21 protein-coding genes are annotated in these 25,986 nt (G+C 66.3%); 10 read left to right on the plus strand and 11 right to left on the minus strand.

Translation table 11 applies throughout. The features are described 5' to 3' along the window. Positions 1-4: 4 nt before the first annotated feature. The 6 genes from AC1DIO_RS19325 to AC1DIO_RS19350 are packed head-to-tail and all read right to left on the minus strand — an operon-like array spanning position 5 to position 7,413. Positions 5-2,113 (minus strand): hydantoinase/oxoprolinase family protein, encoded by a 2,109-nt coding sequence (locus AC1DIO_RS19325; protein WP_476853914.1) that lies wholly within the window; start codon positions 2,111-2,113, stop codon positions 5-7. Next, positions 2,110-3,102, minus strand: coding sequence for an ABC transporter ATP-binding protein (locus AC1DIO_RS19330; RefSeq protein WP_476853915.1), 993 nt, complete (start codon positions 3,100-3,102; stop codon positions 2,110-2,112). Before AC1DIO_RS19330 ends, AC1DIO_RS19325 begins: the two co-directional genes overlap by 4 nt. A gap of 1 nt (position 3,103) precedes the next feature. Beyond that, complete coding sequence (locus tag AC1DIO_RS19335) at positions 3,104-4,054, minus strand: ABC transporter ATP-binding protein (RefSeq protein ID WP_476853916.1); 951 nt, start codon at positions 4,052-4,054, stop codon at positions 3,104-3,106. Then, positions 4,051-5,016 (minus strand): ABC transporter permease, encoded by a 966-nt coding sequence (locus AC1DIO_RS19340; protein WP_476853917.1) that lies wholly within the window; start codon positions 5,014-5,016, stop codon positions 4,051-4,053. The genes AC1DIO_RS19335 and AC1DIO_RS19340 overlap by 4 nt, the downstream gene beginning before the upstream one ends. Continuing rightward, on the minus strand, positions 5,009-5,944 hold the full coding sequence (locus AC1DIO_RS19345; protein ID WP_476853918.1) for an ABC transporter permease: 936 nt from the start codon (positions 5,942-5,944) through the stop codon (positions 5,009-5,011). Before AC1DIO_RS19345 ends, AC1DIO_RS19340 begins: the two co-directional genes overlap by 8 nt. A gap of 11 nt (positions 5,945-5,955) precedes the next feature. After that, a complete protein-coding gene (locus tag AC1DIO_RS19350; protein ID WP_476853919.1) occupies positions 5,956-7,413 on the minus strand; it encodes an ABC transporter substrate-binding protein in 1,458 nt (485 codons plus the stop codon). Positions 7,414-7,972: 559 nt separating this feature from the next. Between AC1DIO_RS19350 and AC1DIO_RS19355 the strand changes: the two genes are divergently transcribed. The 10 genes from AC1DIO_RS19355 (at position 7,973) to AC1DIO_RS19400 (ending at position 19,927) form a co-directional block, all read left to right on the plus strand. Further along, positions 7,973-9,223, plus strand: coding sequence for an MFS transporter (locus AC1DIO_RS19355; protein WP_476775955.1), 1,251 nt, complete (start codon positions 7,973-7,975; stop codon positions 9,221-9,223). A gap of 11 nt (positions 9,224-9,234) precedes the next feature. Next, positions 9,235-12,408 (plus strand): amino acid adenylation domain-containing protein, encoded by a 3,174-nt coding sequence (locus AC1DIO_RS19360; RefSeq protein ID WP_476853920.1) that lies wholly within the window; start codon positions 9,235-9,237, stop codon positions 12,406-12,408. Continuing rightward, positions 12,393-13,166, plus strand: coding sequence for a 4'-phosphopantetheinyl transferase family protein (locus AC1DIO_RS19365; RefSeq protein WP_476853921.1), 774 nt, complete (start codon positions 12,393-12,395; stop codon positions 13,164-13,166). The genes AC1DIO_RS19360 and AC1DIO_RS19365 overlap by 16 nt, the downstream gene beginning before the upstream one ends. A 216-nt stretch (positions 13,167-13,382) precedes the next feature. Next, positions 13,383-14,219 carry a DeoR/GlpR family DNA-binding transcription regulator gene (locus tag AC1DIO_RS19370; RefSeq protein WP_476853922.1) on the plus strand — a complete coding sequence of 279 codons (837 nt, stop codon included), beginning with the start codon at positions 13,383-13,385 and terminating at the stop codon, positions 14,217-14,219. Positions 14,220-14,237: 18 nt separating this feature from the next. After that, positions 14,238-15,287 (plus strand): ABC transporter ATP-binding protein, encoded by a 1,050-nt coding sequence (locus AC1DIO_RS19375; protein WP_476853923.1) that lies wholly within the window; start codon positions 14,238-14,240, stop codon positions 15,285-15,287. A gap of 40 nt (positions 15,288-15,327) precedes the next feature. Next, positions 15,328-16,626, plus strand: a complete 1,299-nt coding sequence (locus tag AC1DIO_RS19380) for an ABC transporter substrate-binding protein (protein ID WP_476853924.1) — start codon at positions 15,328-15,330, stop codon at positions 16,624-16,626. 34 nt (positions 16,627-16,660) lie between these two features. Further along, the gene (locus AC1DIO_RS19385; protein WP_476853925.1) at positions 16,661-17,536 is read left to right on the plus strand and encodes a carbohydrate ABC transporter permease; all 876 of its coding nucleotides are present in this window, start codon (positions 16,661-16,663) and stop codon (positions 17,534-17,536) included. Continuing rightward, positions 17,533-18,357 (plus strand): carbohydrate ABC transporter permease, encoded by an 825-nt coding sequence (locus AC1DIO_RS19390; RefSeq protein WP_476775962.1) that lies wholly within the window; start codon positions 17,533-17,535, stop codon positions 18,355-18,357. Before AC1DIO_RS19385 ends, AC1DIO_RS19390 begins: the two co-directional genes overlap by 4 nt. Positions 18,358-18,364: 7 nt before the next feature. Continuing rightward, positions 18,365-19,144, plus strand: a complete 780-nt coding sequence (locus AC1DIO_RS19395; protein ID WP_476775963.1) for a metallophosphoesterase — start codon at positions 18,365-18,367, stop codon at positions 19,142-19,144. A 12-nt stretch (positions 19,145-19,156) separates the two neighbouring features. Further along, positions 19,157-19,927 carry an inositol monophosphatase family protein gene (locus AC1DIO_RS19400; RefSeq protein ID WP_476775964.1) on the plus strand — a complete coding sequence of 257 codons (771 nt, stop codon included), beginning with the start codon at positions 19,157-19,159 and terminating at the stop codon, positions 19,925-19,927. Positions 19,928-20,024: 97 nt separating this feature from the next. Here the strand turns inward: AC1DIO_RS19400 and AC1DIO_RS19405 are convergent, their stop codons facing one another. The 5 genes from AC1DIO_RS19405 to rhaI form a co-directional block, all read right to left on the minus strand. Continuing rightward, positions 20,025-20,744 (minus strand): class II aldolase/adducin family protein, encoded by a 720-nt coding sequence (locus AC1DIO_RS19405; protein WP_476853926.1) that lies wholly within the window; start codon positions 20,742-20,744, stop codon positions 20,025-20,027. Beyond that, complete coding sequence (locus AC1DIO_RS19410) at positions 20,737-22,431, minus strand: ABC transporter permease (RefSeq protein ID WP_476775966.1); 1,695 nt, start codon at positions 22,429-22,431, stop codon at positions 20,737-20,739. Before AC1DIO_RS19410 ends, AC1DIO_RS19405 begins: the two co-directional genes overlap by 8 nt. Beyond that, positions 22,431-23,513 carry an ABC transporter ATP-binding protein gene (locus tag AC1DIO_RS19415; protein ID WP_476775967.1) on the minus strand — a complete coding sequence of 361 codons (1,083 nt, stop codon included), beginning with the start codon at positions 23,511-23,513 and terminating at the stop codon, positions 22,431-22,433. The genes AC1DIO_RS19410 and AC1DIO_RS19415 overlap by 1 nt, the downstream gene beginning before the upstream one ends. Positions 23,514-23,595: 82 nt before the next feature. After that, a complete protein-coding gene (locus tag AC1DIO_RS19420; RefSeq protein ID WP_476853927.1) occupies positions 23,596-24,606 on the minus strand; it encodes an extracellular solute-binding protein in 1,011 nt (336 codons plus the stop codon). Positions 24,607-24,687: 81 nt separating this feature from the next. Continuing rightward, positions 24,688-25,986, minus strand: a complete 1,299-nt coding sequence (rhaI, locus tag AC1DIO_RS19425; protein WP_476853928.1) for an L-rhamnose catabolism isomerase — start codon at positions 25,984-25,986, stop codon at positions 24,688-24,690.

Consider the following 25,986-nt stretch of genomic DNA (forward strand, 5'->3'; position numbering starts at 1 on the left):
GACGTCACCTTTCCGAGGCTGTGAGTACGAGATTGCCCAATTCGTCGAGACCCGCCGTCCAGCCAGGAGGAACCACGCAGGTGGCGTCGTATTCCTCGACGATCAGCGGGCTTTCCCGGTCGCCGGCCGCGAGGTCGAGACGCGTGATGATCGGCGTCTCCAGGTGCCCCCAGTCCGGTCCGAACCAGCAGGTCCGCATCGATGGAGAGCCCGGCTCCCCCGTTCGCGCGTCCGGGGCCGAGGGCCGATAGGCGTCGGTCCTGTCGCTGCGGGGACGGCCGGTCACGCGGATATTGACGATCTCGAGCGGATCGCTCGTCGATGCATGGCCGTAGGTCTGCTTGTGCTCGCGGTGGAAGGCCGCGCCCATGGCGGCGATGTCGATGGGGTCGCCCGGACGGTCGGTCAGCCCGATCGTCAGCTCATAGGCCTGCCCGGCGTAACGCAGGTCGGCCAGCCGCTCGATTTCGATGTCCGCTCTGGTGAAGCCGTCGGCCTCCAGGCCGGCGAACATGCTGGTCTCGAGCTTGCGGTAGGCCGTATCGAGCCTGTCGGAGTCGATCGCCTCGAGCGCGCAGAAATAGGTCTGCATCAGGTCGTGCTCGGTCGTCGAGTAGAGCAGGCCAAGCGCGCTGAAGACGCCGGGATGGGACGGGACGACGACACGCCTCATGTCGAGGAGGCGCGCGATCTCGGCTGCCACCGCCGGACCGTTGCCGCCGAAGGCGAACAGGGTGAAGTCGCGCGGATCGCGACCGCGATAGGTCGAGACGGCCTTGACGGCTCGCATCATCGTCGAGGCCGCGATGGCGTAGACGCCATGGGCGGCCGTCTCGAGATCAAGCCCCGTGGGGACGCAGACCTGCTCGCTGATCGCACGCCGCGAGCGCTCCGCATCGAGGCGCACGGCACCGCCGGCGATGTATTCCGGATTGATGTAGCCGAGCACGACGAGCGCGTCGGTCAGCGTCGGGCGGGTTCCGCCTGTGCCGTAGCAGGCCGGGCCCGGGACGGCGCCGGCACTGTCGGGACCGACCTGGATCAGGCCGCCGGCATCGACCCGGATGATGCTGCCGCCGCCGGCGCCGATCTCGGAGACGTCGATGAACGGCAGCTTCACCGCGTGCCCGCCGCCCTTGATCAGCTTGCTCGAGATGTTGATCCCGGTCCCGACCTCGTACTCCGTCGTGCGTGCCGGCTGGCCCTGCTCGATGATCGCGGCCTTGGCGGTCGTGCCGCCCATGTCGATCGTGATGATATCGTTTGAGCGTCCCGCCGCTCCGATGCGGGCGGCAGCGATGACGCCGGCCGCGGGACCGGACTCGATGATGCAGGCCGGCTTCTCGCTCGCGGACAAGGCACTCATCACGCCTCCGCTCGACTGCATGACCTGCAGCGGTGCGTGAATGCCGGCATCGCGCAGCCGCGTCGACAAGGCGCGCAGATAGGAGCGCACGACGGGCCCGAGATAGGCGTTGACCACCACCGTGCTCGTCCGCTCGTATTCGCGGATCTCCGGCAGGACATCGCTGGAGCAGCTGACGAAGACCTCGGGGCCGAGCATCCCGGTGAGAATCTCGCAGGCCCGCCGCTCGTGCTGCGGATTGGCATAGGCGTGCAGGAAACTGACCGMGACTGCTCGCGTGTCGCTCGCCGCTATGCTGCGCGCCGCCTCGACGACGCTGTCCTCGTCCAGGGGCAGGACGATGTCGCCATGGGCTCCCATGCGCTCGGCAATCTCGTAGCGCCGATGGCGCGGCACCAGCGGTGTCGGCTTTTCATAATTCAGATTGTAGAGCTCGGGCATGCGCAGCCGGCCGAGCTCGAGGACGTCGCGGAATCCGCGCGTCGTCAGCAGCGCGGTCGTGGCGCCCTTGCCCTCCAGGATCGCGTTGGTTGCCACGGTCGTGGCGTGCACGACCTCCTCGATCTCGGTCGGCTTGCCGCCGATGCGAGCCAGCAACGCAAGCACGCCCTCGACGATGCCGCGGCTGTAGTCGTCGGGCGTCGACGGTCGTTTGAACGAATGGACCGTCTGACCGTTCTCCAGGAAGGTGATATCCGTGAAGGTGCCGCCGATATCGGCACCCACTCGAAACGAGCGCGCTGTCATAGGTTGGTCTCCGCTAGGTTTTGGACCGAGATGGGCGCTGCGTGACAACGGACGAGCCGATCGCCGAGGTGAACCTCGGGTGGCTCGCTTTGCGCACAGATCGGAATCCGGTTGCTGCAACGGGGTTCGAAGGGGCAGCCGCCATGGCGGGCCGCTTCGGGCAGTGGCGGTTCGGCCGGGCGATTGCGCCCGGCGAGCCCGCGCGGGATGGCGGCGACCAGGCGCTGCGTATAGGGATGCGCTGGCGCCGCCAGAATCTCTGCGGCAGGACCCATTTCGACGATACGGCCGGCATACATCACCAGCACGCGGTCGCAGAACGCCCCGACGAGCCCGAGATCGTGGCTGATGATCACCAGCGTCAGGTGCCTGTCGCGATGCAGCTGCTGAAGCAGCGCAATGATCTCGTTCTGCACGGAGACGTCGAGAGCCGATGTCGGCTCGTCGGCGATCAGCACCTCCGGCTTCCTGGCCAGGGCGCGGGCGATCCCGATCCGCTGCTTCTGGCCGCCCGATAGCTGATGCGGCAGCCGACCGAGCAGTTCCGGCCCGAGGCTGACCTGCGCCAGCAGGGCATCGAGCGCTCCCGGCGCGAGCGGCCCGCCGAAGGCTTCGCTCAGGCTGCGCGCGACGGTCTTGCGCGGGTTCAAGGCCGTGTGTGCGCCCTGGAAGACGAACTGCACGCGGTTTCGGAAACGCTGCCAGTCCGCGGCCGCAAAGCTCGCAAGATCGCGTCCTTCGAACGAGACCTGACCGCTGCTCGGACGGTCGAGCCCGACGAGAAGCCGCGCGAGCGTCGACTTGCCGCTGCCGCTTTCGCCGACGATGCCGAGCACGTCGCCGGCCTGGACCTCGAAGCTCGCCCCGAGCAGAGCCGACGTCGTCCTCCGGTCGAGCAGGCGCGCCAGCGCCGAACGCGCCAGGGGGTAGCGCCGGCTTGCGCCTGCGGCGGCAAGGAGCGGCGGCGGGACTGTTTCGGCTTGGCTCATCTCAGACGCTCCGCCAGCAGGCGCTGACATGGCCGCCCTCACCCCGCAGGCTCGGCCGCAAGCTGCAGTCCGTGTCAGCCAGAGGGCAGCGCGGCAGGAAATCGCAGGCGCCTTCGCCGGGGTTCCCGGTCAGGCGGCCGGGCTCAGCGGCGCGCAGCGGGCGGCCTGGCCTTGGCACGGAGTCCAGCAGGAGACGCGTGTAGGGGTGACGTGGCGACGTGAAGATCGCCTCCGTGCTGCCGGTTTCGACGATCCGGCCGCGATACATCACCGCGATCTGGTCGCAGAACTCCGCGACGAGATCGAGATTATGCGAGATGAACAGCAGGGTGATCCCGAATGTCGCGCTGATGTCGCGCAGCAGCGCAACCACCTGGGCCTGAACGGTGACGTCGAGCGCCGTCGTCGGCTCGTCTGCGATCAGCAGGCGCGGCCGGCAGGCGATCGCCATCGCGATCAGCACACGCTGGCGCATGCCGCCGCTGAGCTCATGGGGATATTGGCCGCTCCGGCGGTGCGGATCGTCGATACCAACCTTGCCGAGGAGCTGTTTGGCCTCCGACCAGGCCGCCCCGGGGCCCGGATCGTCATGGCTGCGAATGGCGTCGACGAGCTGCCGGCCGATCGTGAAGGCGGGATTGAGCGCGGTCATCGGATCCTGGAAGATCATGGCCACCTTGCGGCCACGCAGGTCGCGGCAGGCGCTCTCGGGAATGGCCGTGATGTCCTGCCCTTCGAGGTTCATCGCGCCCCCCACGACCCGGCCCGAGCGCCCAAGCAGGTGCATGATCGCCAGCGCGGTGACGCTCTTGCCCGAGCCCGACTCGCCGACGATCGCGAGTTTTTCGCCGGCCCGCACCTGGAGGGTGACGCCGTGAACCACCGTCCGGGACGCGGCGCCCTGACCAAAAGCGATGGACAGGTCATTCAGGGACAGCACGGGCGCGCTCATAGTGCCGGTCCCCCATCACGCCGCCGGGGATCGAGCACCGTCCGGAGGGCGTCGCCGACGAGGTTGAAGCCGATCACGGTCAGGAAGATCGCCAGGCCCGGCCAGGTCGCGACCCACCATTCGTCGGAGAAGGCGAGCGAGCGCGCATCGGCCAGCATTCCACCCCAGCTCGGGGTCGGTGGCTGCACGCCAAGCCCGATGAAGCTGAGCGAGGCTTCGATGATGATGCCGATGCCGATCAGGACGCTCGCCTGGACGAAGATCGGCGAGAGGATGTTGGGCAGGATATCGCTGGCCATGATGGACCAGGACCCCGCGCCTTGCAGGCGCCGCGCTGCTACGTAATCCGCCCTGGCCTCGGCCAGGGCCAGGCCGTGGGCGACGCGCGCCAGCCCGGGGATGAACAGCAAGCCGACGAGGAGAATGATCTTGGCTTCGTTGGGGAGCACGAGCGGCCCCAGCTGCACCGATCCGGTGCCGAAGATTCCGACGATCGCGATCGCCCAGACGAGCAGCGGGATCGCCGCGAAGATATCCATCAGGCCGAGCAGGACGGTCTCGACGAGCGTGCCGCTGTAGTAGCCGGAGAGGATACCGACCAAGAGCCCGCCGGAGAGGCCGATCGCGACGGTCAGCACGCCGATCATCAGGGATCCGCGCGCACCCCAGACGAGCCGGGCGAGGATGTCGCGGCCGACCTCGTCGGTGCCCAGCAGGAATGACGGCCCCGGAGGCTCCAGCCGATGCTCCATCATCAGATCGAGGGGATCGTGCAGAGGGAGCCAGGGGGCGAGAAGCGCAGCCAGGACGACGAAGCCGACGATGACCAACCCGGCCAGGCCGATGCGCGTCTGAGCGAGGCGGCACATCGTGCCGGTGAGCCCGGACAGCCGGGGCACGGCGCGGATGCCGGCGGCCGATGCCATTGGCGCAGGTGCTGTCGAACGCGCGGCGTCAAGCATGTCTCAGCCTCGGATTGATCAGCCGCTGGATGAGATCGGCAGCGAGATTTGAGAGGATGAACATCACCGTGACGACCAGGACGGTAGCCTGGATCATCGGATAGTCGCGTTGCGTGATGGCGGTCAGCAGGGCCCGCGAAAGACCYGGTATGTTGAAGAMCAGCTCGATGATGATCGCCCAGCCGAACATGTAGCCGAACGACATCCCGGCGACGCTGACGAAGGGTGGAAGCGCGTTCTTCACCACGTAGCGCGCGACCAGACTGCGTCTCAAGCCGAGAGCATGCGCGGTGCGGACGTAGTCCTGACCCAGGATCTCGATGACGGAAGCGCGCATCAGGCGGCTGAGCGCACCGATATAGTAGAGCGCGATCGACAAGGCCGGCAGCACCAGGGAGGCGAGATGGGCGTGCCAGCCTTCCGAGAGCGGCGTAATCCCGATCGGCGGCACCCAGCCCAGCCTGACGGCAAAGACACGGATCAGGATCAGGGCGAGCCAGAATCCCGGGACCGACACCGCCATCAGGGATAGCACCCTGATCAGGTGGTCCGGCCAGCGGTCTTCCGTCAGCCCGGCGACCAGGCCGAGCGGAATCGCGCCGGCCAGCGTCAGGAGAAAGGTCGCGACCACCAGTTCGACGGTGACCGGCAGGCTCTCGCGCAGCTCGAGATCGATCGAACGGCCGGTGATATAGGAGGTGCCGAAGCCCGAGCGGGGAAGCTGCGCAACCCATGCTGCGTATTGGGCGGGCAAAGCGCGGTCGAGACCGCGATCGCGCTCGAACTCATGGATCTGCTCGACGGTGGCGTCCGTGCCGAGCACGATCCGCGCCGGCGAGAGCGGGGTCAGCCGCGTGAGCGCGAAGAGGAGCGCGCTGACCACGACGAGCACGGCAAGACTGCTGAGAATGCGACTGGCAAACCACATGGTTTCTCGCCTCAGCGGAGATCGGCCACGGCCGCGTCGGTCAGGCGCAGCGTGATCCCGGTATTCGGCTCGAAGCCCTGCACATTGCTGCGCCAGAGGTTGAAGCTGTGGACGGCTCCGATCCAGGTCGACGGCGAGTCCGCCGCCAGGATCGCCTGCATATCGGCCAGGATCGGTCCCAGAGACTTTTCGTCGTCGACACGGAAGCTCTCGGTCAGAAGCGTATTGAGCCGCTCGTTGCTGTAGCCGGAGCTGCGCGTCATCACCTGGTTCGGTGTATAGATGCCCTGAATGATGAAGGTGGGATCGGAGGGACCGATGACCGCCATGAGCGCGGAGGTCTGGTTGCCGCCAAAAACCTGCTCGATGAGTTGGCCGGTCTCGAGCGGCTGGAGTTTGACCTTGATTCCGAGCCGGGCCAGCGATGCCTGGATGAAGAGGGCCGCGTCCGCGACGTCCAGCAGATAACCCTGCGACGAATAGAGCAACTCGAATTCGGCCCCGGACGCATAACGGGATTTGGCGAGATGAGCCTTCGCTCTTTCCAGGTTGAAGGCCAGGTCTTCAGCCGCCTTGGCATTGTACCACCAGGCCGAGGCGGGAGCGGGCACAGCCGAGGGCTCGACCAGACCGTTGAAGATCTTCTCGGCGATGGTCTTGCGATCGGTCGCCAGCGAAACCGCCTTGCGGAAATCGGGGTCGTCGAACGGTGGCTTTCGGGTGTTGTGGATCATCAGCATCATGCTGCCGAGCGCCGGACGGCTCGCCCCGGTGATGCCCTGCGCCTTGGCCTGCCGCAGTCGCAGATAGTCGCGGACCGGCGGCGCCCCGATGATGTGGACCGATTTCGACATCAGCGACGCGATGCGGGCCGCCTCCTCGGAGACGATCCGCACGCGCAACCGGTCCCAGCCCGGGAGATCCTTGCGCCAGTAATTCGGGTTGCGGCGGAACTCGACGACATCGTTGGACCGCGCGGAGACGAAGATGCCGGGCCCGGTTCCCAGGCCCTCAGGCCTCTTCTGGAAGATCTCGTTGCCGTATTTCTCGCGGCTCCCGGCCGGAAAGATACCCATGTATTTGGTCATGTAGTCGAGGAAGGGCCGGAACGGCGCCTTCATCTTGAAGCGCACCTTGTGGCGCGCCAGGATCTCGACGGATTCGATATTCGTCCAGACCGAGCGCCGCAGCGCCTTGTTGGCCGGGTCGAGAATATAGTCGTAGCTGTACTTCACGTCCTCGGCCGTGAAGGGCTGTCCGTTCTGAAACGCGACGTCGTCCCGCAGCTCGAAGATGTATTCGGTCCGGTCTTCGGAGATCGCGGGCAGCGACTTTGCAAGCAGTGGCCGCCGCCGCCCCTCCCCGTCGATCTCGATCAGATTCTCGAAGATGAGCTGATTGACCACCATGGCATCGTGGTTGCCCTGGTTGATCGGATCGAAGGTCGACGGGTTCGAAGGGATAGCCACGACCAGGGATCGCTCATCCGCCGCCTGCGCCGGGAATGGCAGCCCCAGCCCGCCAACGGCTGCCGCCCCGCCCCGGAGGAAAGCACGGCGATCGAGAGAGTCATAAATCATKGCAATCCCCTCGTGGAAACGTTTCCATCATTAGTGGAAACGTTTCACCAAGAATCTTCCTTGTCAAGTGGCCTACCTCGCGGGTCAGCACATGTGCTCGAACGGCCCATGCCCGCCACGGGCGCGAGCAGCCAATCCCGATCGCAGCACAACCAGAGCAAAAATCGACGGAGCGACAGCTCCGTAACGGTTCAGGCGAACCGAGCCAGCCCTCTCAAGACAGCCACCCTTGGGAGTGCGGCTCGGCTGGAGTTTGCGCCTTGACCTTTCCGGCAGATCACAACAGATGGGCGTGTGAATGTTTTCATGACGTAACGTTTCGAACATTCGGTAGTTCAGGCGTTGCCGGTTCCGGATGGATAGGCAGATTTGACGTCATGATCCTTGGCCGGGACGAGCCCTCCCCTGCACGATCCCGGCACAGGGCGCGGCCGTCGCGAGTGCCGGCATGACGACGCTCTCCATGATCCTGCGCGTCGGCCCCCTCCTTGCCATCATCCTGATCGACAGCATCGGCTACACGATCGTCGTGCCGGTCCTTGCCGCGGCGCTCATCGGCGATCAGCCCCTGATGATGGCGGCAGCGCCTGCCGGCCTGCGCTATCTCGTCTATGGCGTCGCGCTCGGCCTCTACGAACTCGTCATGCTCTATGCCGCGCCGGTGCTCGGAGAGATCTCCGACCGCATCGGGCGAAAGCGGATCCTGATCCTTTGCATGCTCGGCATGGCCTTGAGCTTTGCGCTGATCGGCGGCGCCATCGCCTATAACCTCGTCGCCCTGCTGCTGATCGGCCGCTTCATCGGAGGGGCCACGGCAGGCAGCCAGGCCGTCGCACAGGCCGCTGCCGTGGATGCGAGCAGCAGCCAGACGCGCGCGCTCACGCTCAGCCTCTGCCTGTTCGCGTCGTCGCTGGGCTTCATCGTCGGCCCGCTGATCGGCGGCGCGTTCTCGCATGATGCCGCTGCTGTCCTGAGCGATTTCATCCTTCCGATGGCCCTGACCGCCGGTGGCGCCCTGATCGGCCTCGTCCTGATCGCGACGACATTCCAGGAGGCACGCGAACCTCCCGCGCAGGCCGACCCGACGCCGATCAATCTGCTGATGGGAGTGGCGGGGTTTCGCGCGGCGCTGCGCGATCCTGCCATCCGCCATCTGATGCGGGTGTTCGGCCTGATGCAGACCGCCTGGGGAACCTATTTCCTGTTCCTGCCCAGCCTGGTGCTGAACCGGTTCGGCGAGGATGCGGGCACCATCTCATTGCTCATGGCCACGCTCGGCATCGGCTTTTGCATCGCCTACGGCCTCTGTCTGCCCGTGCTCGAGAAGCGGTTCGACCCGCGCGCCATCGCGACATGGTCCTTATGGAGCACTGCCGGGCTGATCGCGGCCTCGCTCGCCGTCCCCCGCCTCGACCTGCTCTGGATCATCGCCTTTCCCACGGCAATCACCGTATCGGTCGCCTATGGTGCGATCATCACCCTGTTTTCCCGGGCCGTCAGCGATGATCGCCAGGGCTGGGTCCTCGGGATCGCGATCGCGATCAATGCGCTCGTCTGGGGCCTGTCTTCGATTCTCAACGGCGCCCTGAGCGCGATCAGCTATCTCGCGCCGTTCGGGCTGTGCCTCGCCACGCTGGCTGCCAGCGCGTTCCTGATGTCATCGCCAAAGGCATCGCCTGCCGCTGCGCGCCAGATTTGACGGGGATTTCCATGTTCCACCGCATTTTCGAGGATACGGCGCGGCGCCTGCCCACGGCACTGGCGATCAAGGCCGGTGAACGGCGGCTGAGCTATGCCGAGCTCGATGCCTGGGCCCACGAGATCGCCACAGCCATCCGTCAGTTCCTGCCCGCCGGCGAGAGCACATCCGAGGCAAGGCTGATCGGCCTGTGCATGCCACGCGGCATCGCGGCTGTCGCGGGCATCCTCGGCATTCTCAAGGCGGGATGCGCCTGGGTGCCGCTTGATCCGTCCTATCCCGAGGACCGCCTGCGCTTCATGCTGGAGGACGCAGCCGCGCCCGTGGTGCTGACGCTGGACGCGACACATGATGCGGCCTTCCTCCGCGAATCCGGCTGCGCGCTCCTGAATCTCGACAGGCCCCTGCCGGCAGCGGGCAGCATGCCGGCGGCACCGCCCGATGATCCCGAGCGCACGGCCTACGTCGTCTACACCTCTGGTTCGACCGGCCGACCCAAGGGCATTCTCGGCTCGCATGCCGCGATGCTCAGCCGCTTTGAATGGATGTGGCAGGAATTCCCGTTCGAGAGCGGCGAAATCTGCTGCAGCAAGACCGCGCTCAATTTCGTCGACTCGATCTGGGAAATGCTCGGCGGCCTGCTGAAGGGCATTCCCAGCGTCGTCGCCGATGATGCGACAGCGCGCGATCCGTTCCAGCTGCTGCAGCTTCTCGCCGATGAGCGCATCACGCGCCTCATCCTGGTGCCATCCCTGCTGGCGGCCCTGATCGAGGCTGCCCGCGCCACCGGCACTCGCCTGCCCCGTCTGCGCTATCTGACATCGTCAGGCGAACTGCTTCCGAGCGACCTTGCCCGCCAGGTCACGGAACTCGGCGAGAGCGTCACGCTGATCAATCTCTACGGCTCCTCGGAGATGGCGGCCGACGCCACCTGCTGCACCGTCACCCCCGCTGCATTGACGGGCAAGATCGTCTCGATCGGCAAGCCGATCGGGCGGATGCGCATCCATGTCGTCGACGACCATCTCCAGCCCGTCGGTCCCGGCGTCGCGGGCGAACTCTGCGTCTCAGGCCCAGGGCTTGCGAAAGGCTATCTCGGACGCCCGGACCTGACCGGCCAGGCCTTCATTCCCAATCCGTTCGCAGAGCCCGGTGAACGCGAGCATGCGCGGCTGTTCCGGTCCGGAGACATGGTCTCGACCCGGCCCGATGGCGAGCTCGACTATATCGGCCGCAAGGATTTCCAGATCAAGATCAGGGGCTTCCGCATCGAGCCCGGCGAGATCGAGACGACGCTCGCAGCCCATCCGAAGATCCGTGCCTGCGCCGTCAGCGCCGCGGAAACGGCGGGAGGACGGCAACTCGTCGCCTTCTGCGTCTTGCCGGCTGCCGACAGCTTCGACAGCACCCTGTCCAGTGAATTGCGCCGATTTCTGCTGACGCGCCTGCCCGACTACATGGTGCCTTCGCGCTTCATCCAGATCGGGGCGCTGCCGCGGCTTCCCAACGGCAAGCTCGATCGCAACGCCCTGACGGTGAGCGACGAGGCCCCCGTCGTGGAGGAAGCCGACGCGACCTCGACCGAGATGGAGCGCCGCCTTCTGGCGATCTGGAGGGCGGTGCTCGGGCAGTCCCGCGTCGGCATGGACGACAATTTCTTCGAGATCGGCGGCGATTCCATCCAGGCTTTTCGCGTTGCGGCGCGTGCGCGAGCCGATTCCGTCGTTCTGACGCCGGCCGATATCCACGACTATCCGACGATCCGCGCTCTCGCCGCCCTGCTCCAGGGCAGGACGAGCGTTGCCAGCGCATGGACCACCCCCGGCGCGGTCTCGCCGCTCAGTCCGATGCAGAGCTATTATTTCACCTGGGCCAGGCCGAACCCCGACATGTTCAATGTCGGCTTCATCACCCGTCTTGGCGCCATGCTCGACCCGTCCCTGCTGCAGGGCGCACTGAACGACGTCGTCGCCCATCACGATGCGCTGCGCCTGCGCTTCACGAAGAGCGCTGATGGCCACTATGCGCAGCACTATATCGCGCTGCCGGAGGCCCAGCGCGTCCCGGTGCACGTGCTTGCGTTGCCCGCAGTGCCCCTTGAGACGCAGCTCGGCTTCATCGGCAGCGAGATCGAGCGGCTGCACGCGACGCTCGACATTGCAAACGGCCCCGTGATGACGGTCGCCCTGTTCGCCGATCCCGATGGCAGCAACCACCATCTCTTCCTGACGATGCATGAGCTCGTCACGGACGCCCTGTCCCTGCAGGTCACGCTCGAGGATCTGCGCACCGCCTATGATGCCCTCGAAGCCGGCAAGCCCGTCGTGCTGCCTGCCAAGACCACGCCCTATCACCAATGGGTGGAGCAGGTGATCGCCTATGCGCGAAGCCCGCAGGCCGAGGCGCAGCTCGATTACTGGATCGGCGAGGCGAGCGACGCCCTGCCCTTCCCGGAGGATGCGCAGGTCGAGGGAGCGTTGCAGCGTGACATCGACAGCCACGGCTTCGAGGTTCTCGATGCAGGCGAGGTGGCAGGCCTGCGCGAGCGGCTGGGCGGCGCGGCTCAATCGACCCTGATTCACGCCATCGTCGCCAGTCTCGCCGTCACGGCCAACCGGTTGTCGGGCCAGCGCAACCTGATCTTTCACAAGGTCGCCCATGGCCGGGAGAGCTGCATCCGCGCTGCCGATCCCTCGCGCACGGTCGGCTGGTTCATCACCCACACGCCGATCACCGCCCGCCTGCCCGATGGCGAGCTCGACAGCGAGCCGGCGCTCGCCGCAGCGCTCGAGGCGGTCGCGGCGCAGTACCGCGCCATCCCCGACAATGGCATCGGACACAGCGCGCTGCGCTACTATTCAAGCGATTCGCGGGCCGAGCTCCTGGCGCGCGAGGACAAGGTGCGCACGTTGTTCCAGTATATCGGCAATGTCTGGGAGGATAATTACGACGGCGTGCGCTTCCTCCCGCCTCACCCGTCGCTGATGGACGTTCCCGATACGGTCGCGGCAGGCAACCTCGCGGATTACCATCTGCACGTCTATGCCTATGTGATGAATGACTGCTTCCGCATGAAGTTATTCTATACGCGCCCGAATTACCGGAGCGAGACCATCCTTGCGATGGCGGAGATCTTTACCGGATCGATGAAAGCCATGCTGGTGCCGGGATGGCGCGCCAACTGACGCTGGCGAGCGACATCGCGGACGGGCACCTCCTGCTCGCCCGGGCACAGCTGCCCGAATTGACGGATGCGCTGCCAAAGGGCACGCAAGGCAGCGTGCACCTGCTCAGACTGGCGCAGATCGCTCGTCGCGATTGGGCCTTGCTGTCAGGGTTGCTGGACGCGGCGGAAAGGCAGCGCGCGGCACGTTTCCGGTTCGAGGCCGACCGGGACGCTTATATCGCGGCCCATGGCCTGCTGCGGCTCGCCATCGCGTCCCGGCTGGGAGCCAACCCGGCGGAGCTGCACATCAGCCACCGGGCAGGCAAGAAACCCGCCCTGACCACGAAACCCGCCCTGATCGAGCATCGATCCGATGCTGGGGTTCCGCCGATCGATTTCTCGCTGTCGCACACACGCAGCTGCGTCGGCTGCATCATTGCCGAGGGGATCAGCGTCGGCATCGACATCGAACCGACGCGCGATCCGCCCTCCGAGGGTGAAGGCCCGCTCTCGCCCCACGAGATCGCGTGGCTGCGCACAAGGCCGCCCCGGTCTGCCGCAGCCGAGTTCACCAAGCTCTGGTGCCGCAAGGAGGCGCTGCTGAAGTCGCTCGGGTCGCGCGAGCCGATGAGCATGAGCAGGTTTTCCGCCATTCCAGGGCAAGCCATCGCGCTTCCAGCGGGAAGCGGTTTTCCCGCCCAGGACATCAGCGTCACATCGCACCTGACAGATGACGGCATCCATATCGCGATCGCAGTGCGATCCGCCGTCCGCTAATCTGAGGCCGATCAGCGTTTCCAGGACGCGTGCCCTTGCCGTCCCGGCTCGCAGCGTGCGAGCACGCGCCGTCTCCCAACGACAGCTGGTCGCCTGCGCATTGCTCCGGGCGCGGGTTGGCACGAGATCGGCCCCGAGGCTGCGCGCTTGACGTGATCGCTATCAATCGTATGGTGATCGAAATCGCTCAAGCCACATTTTCTCGCCGAGGCCAGGTTGCAGCACGCCTCTTCCCCTCCTTCAGACGATGACGATCCCGAAGGCGAAGACGTCGCCTCGGAGCGCGTCCTCTCCGCTCCCGAGCGCCAGGCGCTGGTCCTGCAGCATTTGCGAACGCATCTCTTCGTCGACGTTCAGGCGTTGCGGCGGGAGCTTTCAGCCTCCACCGCCACTATTCGCCGTGATCTGACCGAACTGGAGGCGCGTGGCTTGCTGCGACGGACCCATGGCGGGGCCGTCAGCGTCAACCAGGTCACGTTCGAGAACACCAATTCCGTGCGGGCGCAGAGCCATGCGGATGAAAAGGGGCGCATCGCCGAGATCGCGGCCGGGCTCATCGTCGATGGCGACGCGGTGCTCATCGATAGCGGCACCACCGCGCTCGAGGTCGCGCGCCGGATCGCGGGCAACCCGACACTGACCTTCGTCACCAATGGAGCGGACGTGCTGGCGGTCCTTGCCGCGGCCGGCGCCCGGCAGATCCATGTCATCGGCGGCGAGTATGTCGACATCAATCACTCCTTCGCCGGCTCGCTCGCGGCCGAGATGGTCCGAAAATTCAACGTCGACAAGGCGGTGCTCAGCGTCTCCTCKGTCGATCTGAAACGCGGCCTGATCTGCACGCAGCAGCCGGCAGTGGCCGCGGTGCAGCAGGCGATGATCGATATCGCTCAGACGGTGATCGTCGTCGCCGACCATTCGAAATTCGAGCGGACGGCGCTGTCGGTGATCGCGCGGCTCGATCGGGTCGATCACGTCGTCACCGGAAGGGAGGCGCGTCCCCACGTCGCCGCACTGCCGGACAAGACGATCAAAAAATTCATCTTCGCCTGAACCGGCGCGGGAGGACGAATGGCCGATATCAGGGTCGAGAACCTCGTCAAAAGCTGGGGCGGACTGCGCGCGGTCGACGACATCAGCTTCGACACCAGGGCGGGCGAATTCGTCGCCCTACTCGGGCCGTCGGGTTGCGGCAAGTCGACGACGCTCAGGCTGATCGCAGGGCTGGATGCGGTCAGCGCCGGGCGCGTCGTGCTGGCAGGACGCGACGTCACCGCCCTGCCCGCCTCGAAACGCAACCTTTCGATGGTCTTCCAGTCCTACGCGCTGTTTCCGCACCTGAACGTCGCCGAGAACGTGACCTTCGGCCTTTCGGTGCGCGGCGTCCCGAAGGCGGGGCAGGCAAAGCGATTGAAGCATGTCGCCGAGCTGCTCGGCCTCGCCGCTCTGCTCGACCGCCGGCCGAGCCAGCTTTCCGGGGGGCAGCAGCAGCGCGTCGCGCTCGGCAGGGCGCTGATCGCCGAGACGCCGATCTGCCTGCTCGACGAGCCGCTCTCCAATCTCGATGCCCAGCTGCGCTCCGAAATGCGCAACGAAATCCGTTCTTTGCAGCAGCGGCTCGGAATCACCATGGTCTTCGTCACCCATGACCAGACCGAGGCGATGAGCATGGCCGACCGGGTCATCCTGATGCGCCAGGGCCGGATCGAGCAGAACGGCGCGCCGGCCGATCTCTACGAAAAGCCGGCCTCGGTCACTGTGGCAAAATTCATCGGAACGCCGCCGATGAACATCCTGGCGCTCGATGACCGCGAGGGCGGCGCGGTCGTCGCCGGCAGCGCGGGACCGGCCGTGGGGCCGGCTGGCGGGAGGCCGGTCGTCCTCGGCATCCGCCCGGAGCATGTTGTCCTGGGTTCTGAGGGGCTGCCGGCCACGGTGGAGACCACCGAGTATTTCGGCGCGGATTCGATCATCGCCTGCAGGGCCGGCTCGCAGCGCGTGCTGGTGCGCATGCCGGGCAAGCCCAGCCTCGGCACAGGCACGGCGGTCCATCTGAGCTGGCCGCCCGCCGCGGCGCATGTCTTCGACCAGGAGAGCGGCCTGCGGCGCAGCGCGGCCTGACGACAGCGACGTTCAACACACAAAAAAGGGAGGAAGAGCAATGCAGCATTTCAGGATGACAGGCTTCAGGGCGGCCGTCGCGTCGCTGGCGCTGGCCGGGCTCACGGCCGTGGCCGAGGCCAAGACGCAAGTGACATTCTACTATCCGGTGCAGGTCGGCGGCCCGCTGGTGCAGGTCATCGACGGCTATGTGGCGAAGTTCAAGGCGGCCAATCAGGAGATCGACGTCGTGCCGGTCTATTCCGGCAACTATAACGATACGACGACCAAGGCCCTGACCGCGGCCAAGAGCGGCAAGCCGCCGACCACGGCCGTGCTGCTCGCCACCGATATCTTCACGCTGATCGACGAGGACGTCGTCCAGCCGCTCGACGACTTTGCCAAGACGCCGGACGATAAGGCCTGGATCGCCGGCTTCATGCCGGCCTATCTCAAGAGCGCGCAGGTCGATGGCAAGCTTTGGGCCGTGCCGTTCCAGCGCTCGACCGCGGTGCTCTACTGGAACAAGAAGGCCTTTTCCGAGGCCGGCCTCGATCCGAACAAGCCGCCGACCACCTGGGACGAGATGGTCGCCTACGGCAAGGCGGTGGTGAAGAAGGACGCCTCGGGCAAGGTGACGCGCTGGGGCGTCGGTATTCCCGGCAATGTCGGTTCGGCGCAATGGCTGTTTGGCGCGCTCGCCGCCCAGAACGGCGCCAGGCTGATGAACGAAGCCGGCACCGAGAGCTATCTCACCGATCCGAAGGTGGTCGAAGCGCTCAAGTTCTGGGTCGATCTCGGCAAGGTCCATGGCGTGCATCCGCCCGGCATCCAGGAATGGGGCACGACCCCGGCCGACTTCCTTGAAGGCCGCATCGCCATGATCTGGACGACGACCGGCAACCTGACCAACATCGCCAAGAACGCGACGTTCGACTTCGGCCTGGCGCCCTATCCAGGCAAGGTCGCGCCCGCTTCGGTGCTCGGTGGCGGCAATTTCTACATCTTCTCCGGCGCCCCGAAGGAGGAGAAGGATGCGGCCTTCAAGCTGATCAAGTTCCTGACCTCGGACGAGATCCAGGCCGACTGGGCCATCCAGACCGGCTATGTCGCCCCGCGCGACGGCGCCTGGAACCAGCCTAACCTGAAGGAGTATGTCGCCAAGCTGCCTGCCGCCGAGGTGGCGCGCAAGCAGATCGCGGCTTCGGTGCCGGAATTCTCGACGCATGAGAACGCCCGGACCACCAAGGCGCTGAACGACGGGCTCGCCGCCGCACTGACCGGGGCGAAGACGCCGGAGAAGGCCATGACCGATGCGCAGGGCGAAATCGAGCGCATCCTGAAGCCCTACAAGAAATGAACCCTCCGAGCGTAGCCGGGATCGGAGCAGGACGATGACCGCATCCCGCAATGCGTTGTACGGCGCCTTGGTGCTCTTGCCGGCAGCCGTCCTGCTCTGGGTCTTCACCTATCAGCCGATCCTGGCGACGCTCAGTAACAGCCTCTACTCGACGCCGCGCGGGCGCCGGGCTTCCGTCTTCATCGGCCTCGATCACTACCAGACGATGATCGCGGACCCGGTGTTCTGGAAGGCACTGAGCAACAATGCGATCTATGCGCTGACGACGATCCCGCTCTCGATGGCGCTCGCGCTGGCGATGGCGCTGTTCGTYAATGCCAAGCTGCGCGGCCAGGGCCTGGTCCGGATGGCCTATTTCACCCCGACCGTGCTGCCGATGGTCGCCGTCGCCAATATCTGGATGTTCTTCTACGCCCCCGACTATGGGCTGGTCGACCAGGTGCTCGACCTGGTCGGGGCTGGGGGCAACAATCTGCTCGGCAGCAAGGAGACCGCGCTCGGCGCCCTGATCGTCATCACGATCTGGAAGGAGGCCGGGTTCTTCATGATCTTCTACCTCGCCGCCCTGCAGCAGATATCGCCGACGCTGATCGAGGCGGCCGAACTCGAAGGCGCCAGCCGCAGCCAGATCTTCCGGCGGGTCACGCTGCCACTGCTGATGCCGACGACGCTGTTCATTTCGATCAACGCCGTCATCGGCGCCGTGCGGCTCGTCGACCATGTCATCGCCATGACCAAGGGCGGCCCCGACAACGCAACGGTGCTCCTGCTGTTCTACGTCTACCAGGTCGGCTTCGCCTTCTGGGACACCGGCTATGCCGCGGCGCTGACGGCGGTCCTGCTCGTCATGCTGGCGCTGATCGCGCTCTTCCAGTTCGGCTATGCCGACAAGCGGGTCCACTATCGATGAGCCTGCAGCATCGCACCCCCTCACTGACGCTGCTGGTGACGCTTGGCGCCTGGCTGCTCGCCATCCTCTGGGTCTCGCCTCTGCTCTATGCGGTCTGGACGGCGTTCCATCCGCCGGCCTACGCGGCGCGCTTCGAGCTGTTCGCGCCGCTGACGCTCGACAATTTCGCCCGCGTCTGGAACGCGGCGCCGTTCGCGCACTATTTCCTCAACACCTTCATGCTGGTGACGCTGATCCTCGTCTGCCAGTTCGTGGTCTGCACGATGGCCGCCTACGCCTTCGTCTGCTTCCCGTTCCGCGGCTCGAACGTGCTGTTCATGGTCGTGCTGCTGCAGCTGATGATCATGCCGGAAGTGCTGCTGGTCGAGAACTACCGCACGCTCTCCAAGCTCGGCCTGCTCGACACCATCACGGGCATGGCCCTGCCCTATCTCGCCTCGGCTTTCGGCATCTTCCTGTTCCGCCAGACCTTCAAGAGCGTGCCGAAGGAGCTGGAGGAAGCCGCGAGGCTGGAAGGCGCCGCCCCGATCCAGATCCTGCTGCGCGTCTTCGTCCCGATCGCCAAGCCGACCTATGTCGCCTACGGCCTGGTGACCGTGAGCTACCACTGGAACAACTTCCTCTGGCCCCTCGTCGTCTCCAACTCCGTGCAGACCCGCCCGATCACGGTCGGCCTCCAGGTCTTCGCCACCGTCGAGCAAGGCATCGACTGGAGCCTGGTGACAGCGGCGACGATGCTCTCGGTCGCGCCGCTCCTTATCGCCTTCCTGATCTTCCAGCGCCAATTCGTGCAGAGCTTCGTGCGCGCGGGCATTCGTTGAGGACACCATGCTGATCGCGCATATCTCTGACCTTCATGTCTTCGCCGACAGCAAGGAAACCTCGCTGGTCCGCGACGATGCCGAACGGACGGCGCGCGCCGTGATCGCCGACATCGCGGCGCTGCCGGTGCGGCTCGATGCCGTGGTGATCAGCGGCGATCTGGCCGATGGCGGCTCGGAGCGCGATTATGCGCTGCTGCGCCAGATTCTTGCGCCGCTGTCGATGCCCCTTGTCGTCTCGCCCGGCAATCACGACAAGCGCCAGACCATGCGCGCCGCTTTCGGCGACATCGTGCCCTTCGAGCCCGGGCCCTATCTCCACTACGAGACCATGATCGCGGGCCTGCGCGTGCTGGCGCTCGACACGCTGTACGACGGCCATGTCGCCGGCAGGCTCTGCCCCGCGCGCCAGGCCTACGCGCGCGACCGGCTGTCGCGCCGGCTGGACGAGCCGCTGCTCCTGACCATGCACCACCCGCCCTTCGCCTCGGGCATGACCGCGCTCGACGACAACGCGCTGGTCGAGGGCCGCGAGCTGCTGGGCGAGCTCGTCGGCCAGCGCCGCGCACCGACCCGTATCCTGTGCGGCCATATCCACCGGCCCTACCAGTCGCTCTGGCATGGCGCGCTCGCCGCGGTCGGCGGCAGCCCGGCCTTCCAGGTCGGCCTGGAGCTGACGGGCGCCCATCACGAGCCCGGGCTCGTCAGCGAACCCTATGCTTACTTCATCCACCGCATCGAAGCGCAGGGCGGCGGCGCCGTACACACGCGCTACGTCTCACTCTGAGGACATGAAGCCATGCAACGCGACATCAAGGCCCTCGCCGAAGAGGCGGGCGAGATCGCATTACGCCATTTCAAGGAACTCAGCCCCAATGCGGTCGAGACCAAGGGTCATCTCGACCTCGTCACCGCCGCCGACCGTGAGGTCGAGCATTTCCTGACCGAGCGGCTGCACGCGCTCTATCCGGACGATGGCATCTTCGGCGAGGAAGGTGCGGCGATCGAGGGGCGCTCTGGCCGGCTCTGGGTGATCGATCCGATCGACGGCACCTTCAACTTCGTGCGCGGCGGCGACCAGTGGGCGATCTCGATCGGGTTGTTCGAAAACCGGCAACCGCGCTTCGGCGTCGTCAATGCGCCAGTGCGCCGGCAGATGCTGGTCGGCGGCGACGGGGTTGCGCCCACCATGAACGAGGCGCTGCTCGAACGCGGGCCCCGTTTCGACCTGAAGCGTGGCTGCATCGGCGTCGGGCTGCATCCTGCGGTCTCGCCGGGGGATCAGCACGCGGTGCTGGATTTCATCATGGCGCAGCGCATGGTGTTCCGGTGCTGCGGTTCCTCGACGATCTCGCTGATCGAACTCGCCCTTGGCCATGTCGACGGCTATATCGGCCTCGGCGAGGCAAGCTGGGACGTGATGGCGTGCCTGCCGATCCTGAGCGCGCTCGGGATCGAGAATACGGTCGACTGGCGCAGTGCCAAGCTCGACGAGAAGCTTCGCTATGCGGCGGGGTCGCCGGCGTTCCTCGCCCTGCTCGAGCCGGATCTGCTCATGGCGGATGCCTGACGGCTGCGCCTGCGGTCGAAGGCCGTTCGGCCTCAGGTTCCGCCGGCGTGCCGGAACCTGACACGCCCGCATCTCGGCGGAGACGCGCCCGCCCCTCCTAGAGAGTTGCCGTTTCCGGCAGGCGTTCGTCCATGCGCGAAAGCTCGTCATCGGGGAAGTCGGGCGTGCCGTAGCTGGCGAACAGGCCGAGCACGCCCGCCATCTCGTCCTCGTCCAGCGTCCCCGGGGAGCCGGCAGAGCGTGCGAGCAGGTAGGTGGCGGCCAGTTCCTCCACTTCTCGGGCGAGGACGAGGGCCTTTTCCGGCGTCGCGGCCAGCACGATCATGCCGTGATGGGCGAGCAGGCAGGCCTTGCGCGCGTCGAGGGCTTCGAGCGCCAGGTCCGAGAGAGCCTTGGTTCCGAAGCGCGCATAGGGCGCGCAGCGGATCGACGAGCCGCCTGCGACCGCAACCATGTAGTGAAAGGCCGGGATACCTTCGCCGAGGCAGGCCAATGCGGTCGCGTKGCGCGAATGCGTGTGCAGGATCGCGCCGGCATCGGGCCTGGCCCGCAGGATGTCGGCATGGAAGCGCCATTCGCTGGACGGTCGCAGCGGCCCGCGCCAGCGCCCGTCTTGCGCCAGGATGGCGATGTCGGCAGGCGCCATCGCGTCATAGGCGACGCCGGACGGCGTGATCAGGCAATGGTCTTGGTCGAGCCGGACACTGAGATTGCCGGAGGTGCCACGGTTGAGGCCGCCCGTATTCATCGCCCGGCAGGCTGCGACCATGCGCAGCCGCATATCATGTTCGAAGGGGGCGGCCCACGGATCAGACAAGGGCTTCATCCTTTTTCCCGAGCAGCGTGAACAGCACGACCAGCGGCAGGAAGGTCAGCAGGATGAGCACGGTGCCCAGCGCCGATGCCACGCCGAAATTGCCATTCACGACCTCGTTGAAGATCTCGATCGCGACCGTCGCCGTCGTCCCCGACTGCAGGATCAGCGTCGCGCTGAGCTCGCGGATCGTGTTCGACCAGGTCAGGAGCGCGCCCGACAGGATCGCGGTGGCCAGCAGAGGCACGGTGATCTTGACGAAGGTCCGCCCCGGACCGGCGCCCAGATTGATCGAGGCATCCTCGGTATCGCGCGAGACCTGCTGCAGCATGCTCACCGAGGACCGGACCGAGAAGGGCAGCCGGCGGATGAAATAGGCCAGGATGAGGATGGTCGCGGTGCCGGTCAGGGCGAAGGGCGGCTCGTGATAGGTCACCACCAGGCCCACGCCCAGGACGATGCCCGGAACCGCGTAGGAGAACATCACCACCGTATCGAGCACGCTCGAGACCGGCCCGGGACGGCGCACGATGATATAGGCGACCGCGGTTCCGACGACCGCGCAGAGCAGCGTGGCGACCGTGGTGTAGAACAGCGTGTTCCACAGCGGCAGCGAGATGCGGTCCATGATGCGGGCGTAGTTGTCCAGCGTGAAGCTTGCGACCAGCACCGGGCCGTTCGACTTCAGGAAGGACGAGACGACGATGTTGACGAGCGGCAGCAGAGAAAAGCCAATCAGCAGGAAGACGAAGGCCGTCGCGGCGATGCGCTTGCCGAGCGGCTGTTCCTGGACCTGCAGCGGGCGGATCGCAGCGGTCGCATAGGAAAACCGCGCCGAGAGCCAACGCTGGAGCAGCAGCGCTCCCGTGGTGACGAGCAGGAGCAGCACGGAAAGCGCGCTGGCGAGGACCGGCCGGCCGCCGAACTCGTTGACGAACTCGCCATAGATCAACACGGGCAGGACGCGGAAGCGCTCGCCCAGGATGATCGGCGTCCCCAGGTCGGTGAAGGACGCGACGAAGACGAGCAGCGCGCCCGTCGTGATCGAAGGCACCAGAAGCGGCGCGATCGCGGTGCGGAAAGTGCGGAACTCGCCGGAGCCGAGATTGCGCGCGGCGTCCTCGACGCTCTGGTCGATCGATTTCAGGCCCGACGAGACGAGCAGGAAAACGAAGGGGAAGAACTGCAGCGTGAAGACGAAGATGATGCCCGGCGCACCGTAGATCGAGGGCAGCGGCACGCCGATGGAGTTGAACAACTGGGTCAGGACGCCGCTGCGCCCGAACAGGACGACCCAGGAATAGGAGCCGATGAAGGGCGGCGAGACGAAGGTCAGCACCACGGCGGCGCGCACGAAACCGCGTCCCCAGATATCGTAGCGGTTGACGAAATAGGCCGCGGGGACGCCGAGGCAGACGGCGAAGATCATCGCCCAGATGCTGACCCAGAAGCTGTTCAGCAGCGTCTGGTAGTAGAAGCGTTCCGAGAAGAAATTGACGTAGCTCTCGAAGATGCTGCCGGTCTTGGCCCCGGCCGAGAGGCTGACGCCGACGATATTGCCGACGGGCACCAGCAGGAGCCCGACGATCAGCACGAGCACGATGCCCGTGACCACCGGCCAGAAGCCGAAATGGCGGGAGAACCCGGAGCCGCGCCGCGGCGGGCCGGCTGTCACGGTGATGGCGCTCATCAGGCGGCCTCGGGCGCGAACAGGGCGATGGCCGCCGGCGACACGCCGAGACGATGGCGCGTTCCGATTTCGGGAAGCGTAACGCCGGTGCGGCTCGAGCCCGCGACCTGGACGAGATGCCCACCCCCGAGATCGATGGCGTAGCGCACGGTGCCGCCGAGGAACTGGATGTCGGTCAGGGTTCCGACAAGCCCGTCGCCCTCCCCGTCGAGCGGCCGCAGTTCGATATCCTGCGGCCGGAAGGCAGCGTCCATCGCGCCGCCCGGCATCTCGCCGCGCAGCTTGACGGTGAACTGACCGCCGGGCAGTTCGATCCGGACATGGCCGGGATCGGCATGGCCACGATGCACCGCCGGCAAGAAGTTGTTCTCGCCGATGAAGCTCGCCACGAAGCGCGTGCTCGGCTTGTTGTAGATGTCGTGCGGGCTGGCCACCTGCTCCAGCCGGCCGCCGCGCATCACCGCGATCCGGTCCGACATCAGCAGCGCCTCCTCCTGATCGTGCGTGACATAGATCGTGGTGACGCCGATCTTGCGCTGCAGGGCGCGGATCTCGGTGCGCAGGTGCATCCGCATCTCGGTGTCGAGATTGGACAAAGGCTCGTCCATGAGCAGCACGTCGGGCTCGATCACCATGGCGCGCGCCAGCACGACGCGCTGCTGCTGGCCGCCGGACAATTCGCGCGGCTTGCGGTGGCCCAGATGCGAGAGGCGCGTCAGCGCCAGATAGGTATCGACCTTGTGCTTGACCTCGGCCGCCTTCAGGCCGCGCGCCCGCAAGCCATAGGCGATGTTGTCGACCACGCTGAGATGCGGAAAGATCGCATAGCTCTGGAACACCATGCCCGTATTGCGGTGCTGCGGCGCCAGATCGTCGATGCAGGCATCGCCGAACAGGATGCGCCCGCTCGTCTGCTTCAGGAAGCCGGCGATGATGCGCAGCAGGGTCGTCTTCCCGCAGCCCGACGAGCCGAGCAGCGTGAAGAACTCGCCCTGGGCGATGTCGAGGGAGACACCGTCGACGGCGACGGAATCGCCATAGCGTTTCGTCACCGTATCGATACGGACGGAAGTGGAGGCCATCTGGAAACCCGGTCGCTCGAGCATGTCACGGGAGACGGGCGAGGCGTTGCGCCCTCGCCCGTCATCGGCTGAGCAGCAGCGGTTACTGCTGCGTCTTGACGATGATCTTCTGCATCCTGTCGAGCACTTCGGCGCGGCTGGAGGCGGCCCATTTCGAGTCGTAGTCGATGACCTTGAGATCGCCGGCGGCCTTCATCTCGGGATGCGTCTGGACGCCCATGCGGGTCGGGCGGCGGCCCGGGAACTTGGCGGTGAGTTCCTTCTGGGCCTCGGCCGAGAGCAGGAAATCCGCGAAGAGCTTCGAGGCCTTCGGATTCGGAGCGCCCTTGACGATGAACATGCCCTCCGGCTCCAGCAATGTGCCGTCGGCCGGGTAGACGATGCCGGCAGTGCCGGCGAGCACGTAGTTGATCGCGCCCTCCTCGTAGGTCACGCCGATCGGATATTCACCGCGGCCGACCTGCTGGAACACCAGGCTCGATTTGAGGATGATGTTCATATTTTTGGTCATGTCCTCGACCAGCGTCCACGCCTTCTCGTCGCGGCCGTAGATCAGTAGCCAGGTGTTGAGTGCAGCCAGCKCCGAGCTCGACTTGGACGGGTCGGCATGGACAATCTTGCCCTTCCATTCCGGCTTGGCGAGGTCGGCCCAGGTCTTCGGCGCCTGCTCCGGCTTCACCTGGCTCTTGTTGTACATGATGACCATGGTGCTGGCGGCGAACGGCGTGTTGTACCCGCTGGCATCGAGCATCTTGGGTTCGACATTGGCGAGCTCGGGCGAGCTGTACTTGTCGAACAGATCGGGCGCCGACCCGCCGGTATCGGAGAAGCCGCCCCACATGATGTCGGCGGCCGGACGGTTGCGCTCGGCGCGGATGCGGTTCAGCAGCTCGCCGGTGCCGGCCTTCACGGTGGTGACGCGAATGCCGTATTTGTCACCGAACATCTTGGTGAAATGGTCGACCATCTCGGACGGATGGGACGCGTAGACGACGAGCTTGCCCTCGGTGGCCGGGGCCTGCGCCAGTGCGGCCGCGCCCATCGCAAACGAGGCCATGGCTGCCGTGATGATCGACTTGAAGATCGGCTTCATTATTTCCCTCCGCTTACGTTCGTTTTTGAGTGGTGCGCCTGCCGGCCGAACGATCCGGCGGCGCTTCGGGTTCGATAGATCTCAGACGATGCCGCCGCCGCTCCCCGTGCTCTGCGGGCGCCGCGCGGCTGCGGCCTTGCGGTAGCCGGACAGGCGATAGGCGCCGACGGGGTCGATCGCGCCGCCCGCCCGGCGGCGGGCCTCGGCGAGAAGCGGCGTCACATCGGTGCGGAAGGCGACGCGCAGGGTTTCCGCCGCCATCGCGACGTCGTTCTGCGCCTGGTAGTGCGAAAGCTGCTCCCGATCGACCAGGAGCGCCTGGGCATGGGCGCGCCTTGCGGCATCGGCGCTGAGCATCAGGCTCTCGATCGGGTCGGTGACGTTGTGCGACTGGTCGAGCATCAGCGCCGGCGCCTCGTCCCAGGCATGGCGCTGCTCGGCATCGACCAGCTCGTTGAAGACCAGGAAGAGCCGGAACGGATCGACCGAGCCGGCGTCGAGATCGTCGTCGCCGAAACGGGAATCGTTGAGGTGGAAGCCACCGAGCTTTCCCGCCGCGATCAACCGGGCGACGATCATCTCGATATTGGTCGAGGGGGCGTGATGGCCGAGATCGACCAGGCAGCGAGCGCGCGGGCCGACCGCCTGGGCCGCGAGCAGGCAGGACCCCCAGTCCTGCACCACGGTCGCGTAGAAGGCCGGCTCGAAATTCTTGTATTCGAGCAGCAGCAGCCAGCTGTCGTCGGGAAGAGCGGCCTCGATCTCGGCCACGGAGGCGATATAGCGTTCGAAGGCCCGCGCGAGATGGGACTGGCCGGCGAAGTTGCTGCCATCGGCGAGCCAGATCGTCAGTGCGCGCGCGCCCAGCGCCTGCCCCTTGCGGATGCAGTCGATATTATGCGCAACGGCCTGCGCCCGCACGGCCGCATCGGCATGGGAGAGAGAGCCGAACTTGTAGGAGAGCGCCTGGCCGGGCTGGTCCTGGAAGGTGTTGGAATTCACCGCATCGAAGCCGAGCCCGAGCGCCTCTCCGCGCGCCCTCACAGTCGCCATGTCGGCGACCGCGTCCCAGGGGAAATGCACCGAGACGCGCGGCGTCGCGCGGCCCAACTGCTGGATGACGGCGCAATCGTCGAGCTTGTCGAAGATATCGGCCGGCTCGCCCGGGCCGGGGAAGCGCGCGAAGCGCGTTCCGCCCGTGCCGACGCCCCATGACGGCACCGCGATGTCCAGCGCCGAGACGCGGGCCAGGATCGCTTCGCTGTCGATGCCCCGCCGCGAAAGGGAGCGCGACAGCGCCTCGTAATCCTGCGCGAGCGCTTCACCGGCTCGCCGGTTATGCGCTTCGACGAGCGCGGGATCGATCAGGGGCTCAGCCAT

The sequence above is a fragment of the Allobosea sp. 05T439 genome (assembly GCF_056396005.1).

Coding starts and splice junctions, on each gene's coding strand:
- AC1DIO_RS19365 (WP_476853921.1), top strand. CDS start 12,393: ATGGCGCGCCAACTGACGCTGGCGAGCGACATCGCGGACGGGCACCTC.
- AC1DIO_RS19400 (WP_476775964.1), top strand. CDS start 19,157: ATGCAACGCGACATCAAGGCCCTCGCCGAAGAGGCGGGCGAGATCGCA.
- AC1DIO_RS19335 (WP_476853916.1), bottom strand. CDS start 4,054: ATGAGCGCGCCCGTGCTGTCCCTGAATGACCTGTCCATCGCTTTTGGT.
- AC1DIO_RS19395 (WP_476775963.1), top strand. CDS start 18,365: ATGCTGATCGCGCATATCTCTGACCTTCATGTCTTCGCCGACAGCAAG.
- AC1DIO_RS19380 (WP_476853924.1), top strand. CDS start 15,328: ATGCAGCATTTCAGGATGACAGGCTTCAGGGCGGCCGTCGCGTCGCTG.
- rhaI (WP_476853928.1), bottom strand. CDS start 25,986: ATGGCTGAGCCCCTGATCGATCCCGCGCTCGTCGAAGCGCATAACCGG.
- AC1DIO_RS19415 (WP_476775967.1), bottom strand. CDS start 23,513: ATGGCCTCCACTTCCGTCCGTATCGATACGGTGACGAAACGCTATGGC.
- AC1DIO_RS19360 (WP_476853920.1), top strand. CDS start 9,235: ATGTTCCACCGCATTTTCGAGGATACGGCGCGGCGCCTGCCCACGGCA.
- AC1DIO_RS19330 (WP_476853915.1), bottom strand. CDS start 3,102: ATGAGCCAAGCCGAAACAGTCCCGCCGCCGCTCCTTGCCGCCGCAGGC.
- AC1DIO_RS19355 (WP_476775955.1), top strand. CDS start 7,973: ATGACGACGCTCTCCATGATCCTGCGCGTCGGCCCCCTCCTTGCCATC.
- AC1DIO_RS19340 (WP_476853917.1), bottom strand. CDS start 5,016: ATGCTTGACGCCGCGCGTTCGACAGCACCTGCGCCAATGGCATCGGCC.
- AC1DIO_RS19375 (WP_476853923.1), top strand. CDS start 14,238: ATGGCCGATATCAGGGTCGAGAACCTCGTCAAAAGCTGGGGCGGACTG.
- AC1DIO_RS19410 (WP_476775966.1), bottom strand. CDS start 22,431: ATGAGCGCCATCACCGTGACAGCCGGCCCGCCGCGGCGCGGCTCCGGG.
- AC1DIO_RS19390 (WP_476775962.1), top strand. CDS start 17,533: ATGAGCCTGCAGCATCGCACCCCCTCACTGACGCTGCTGGTGACGCTT.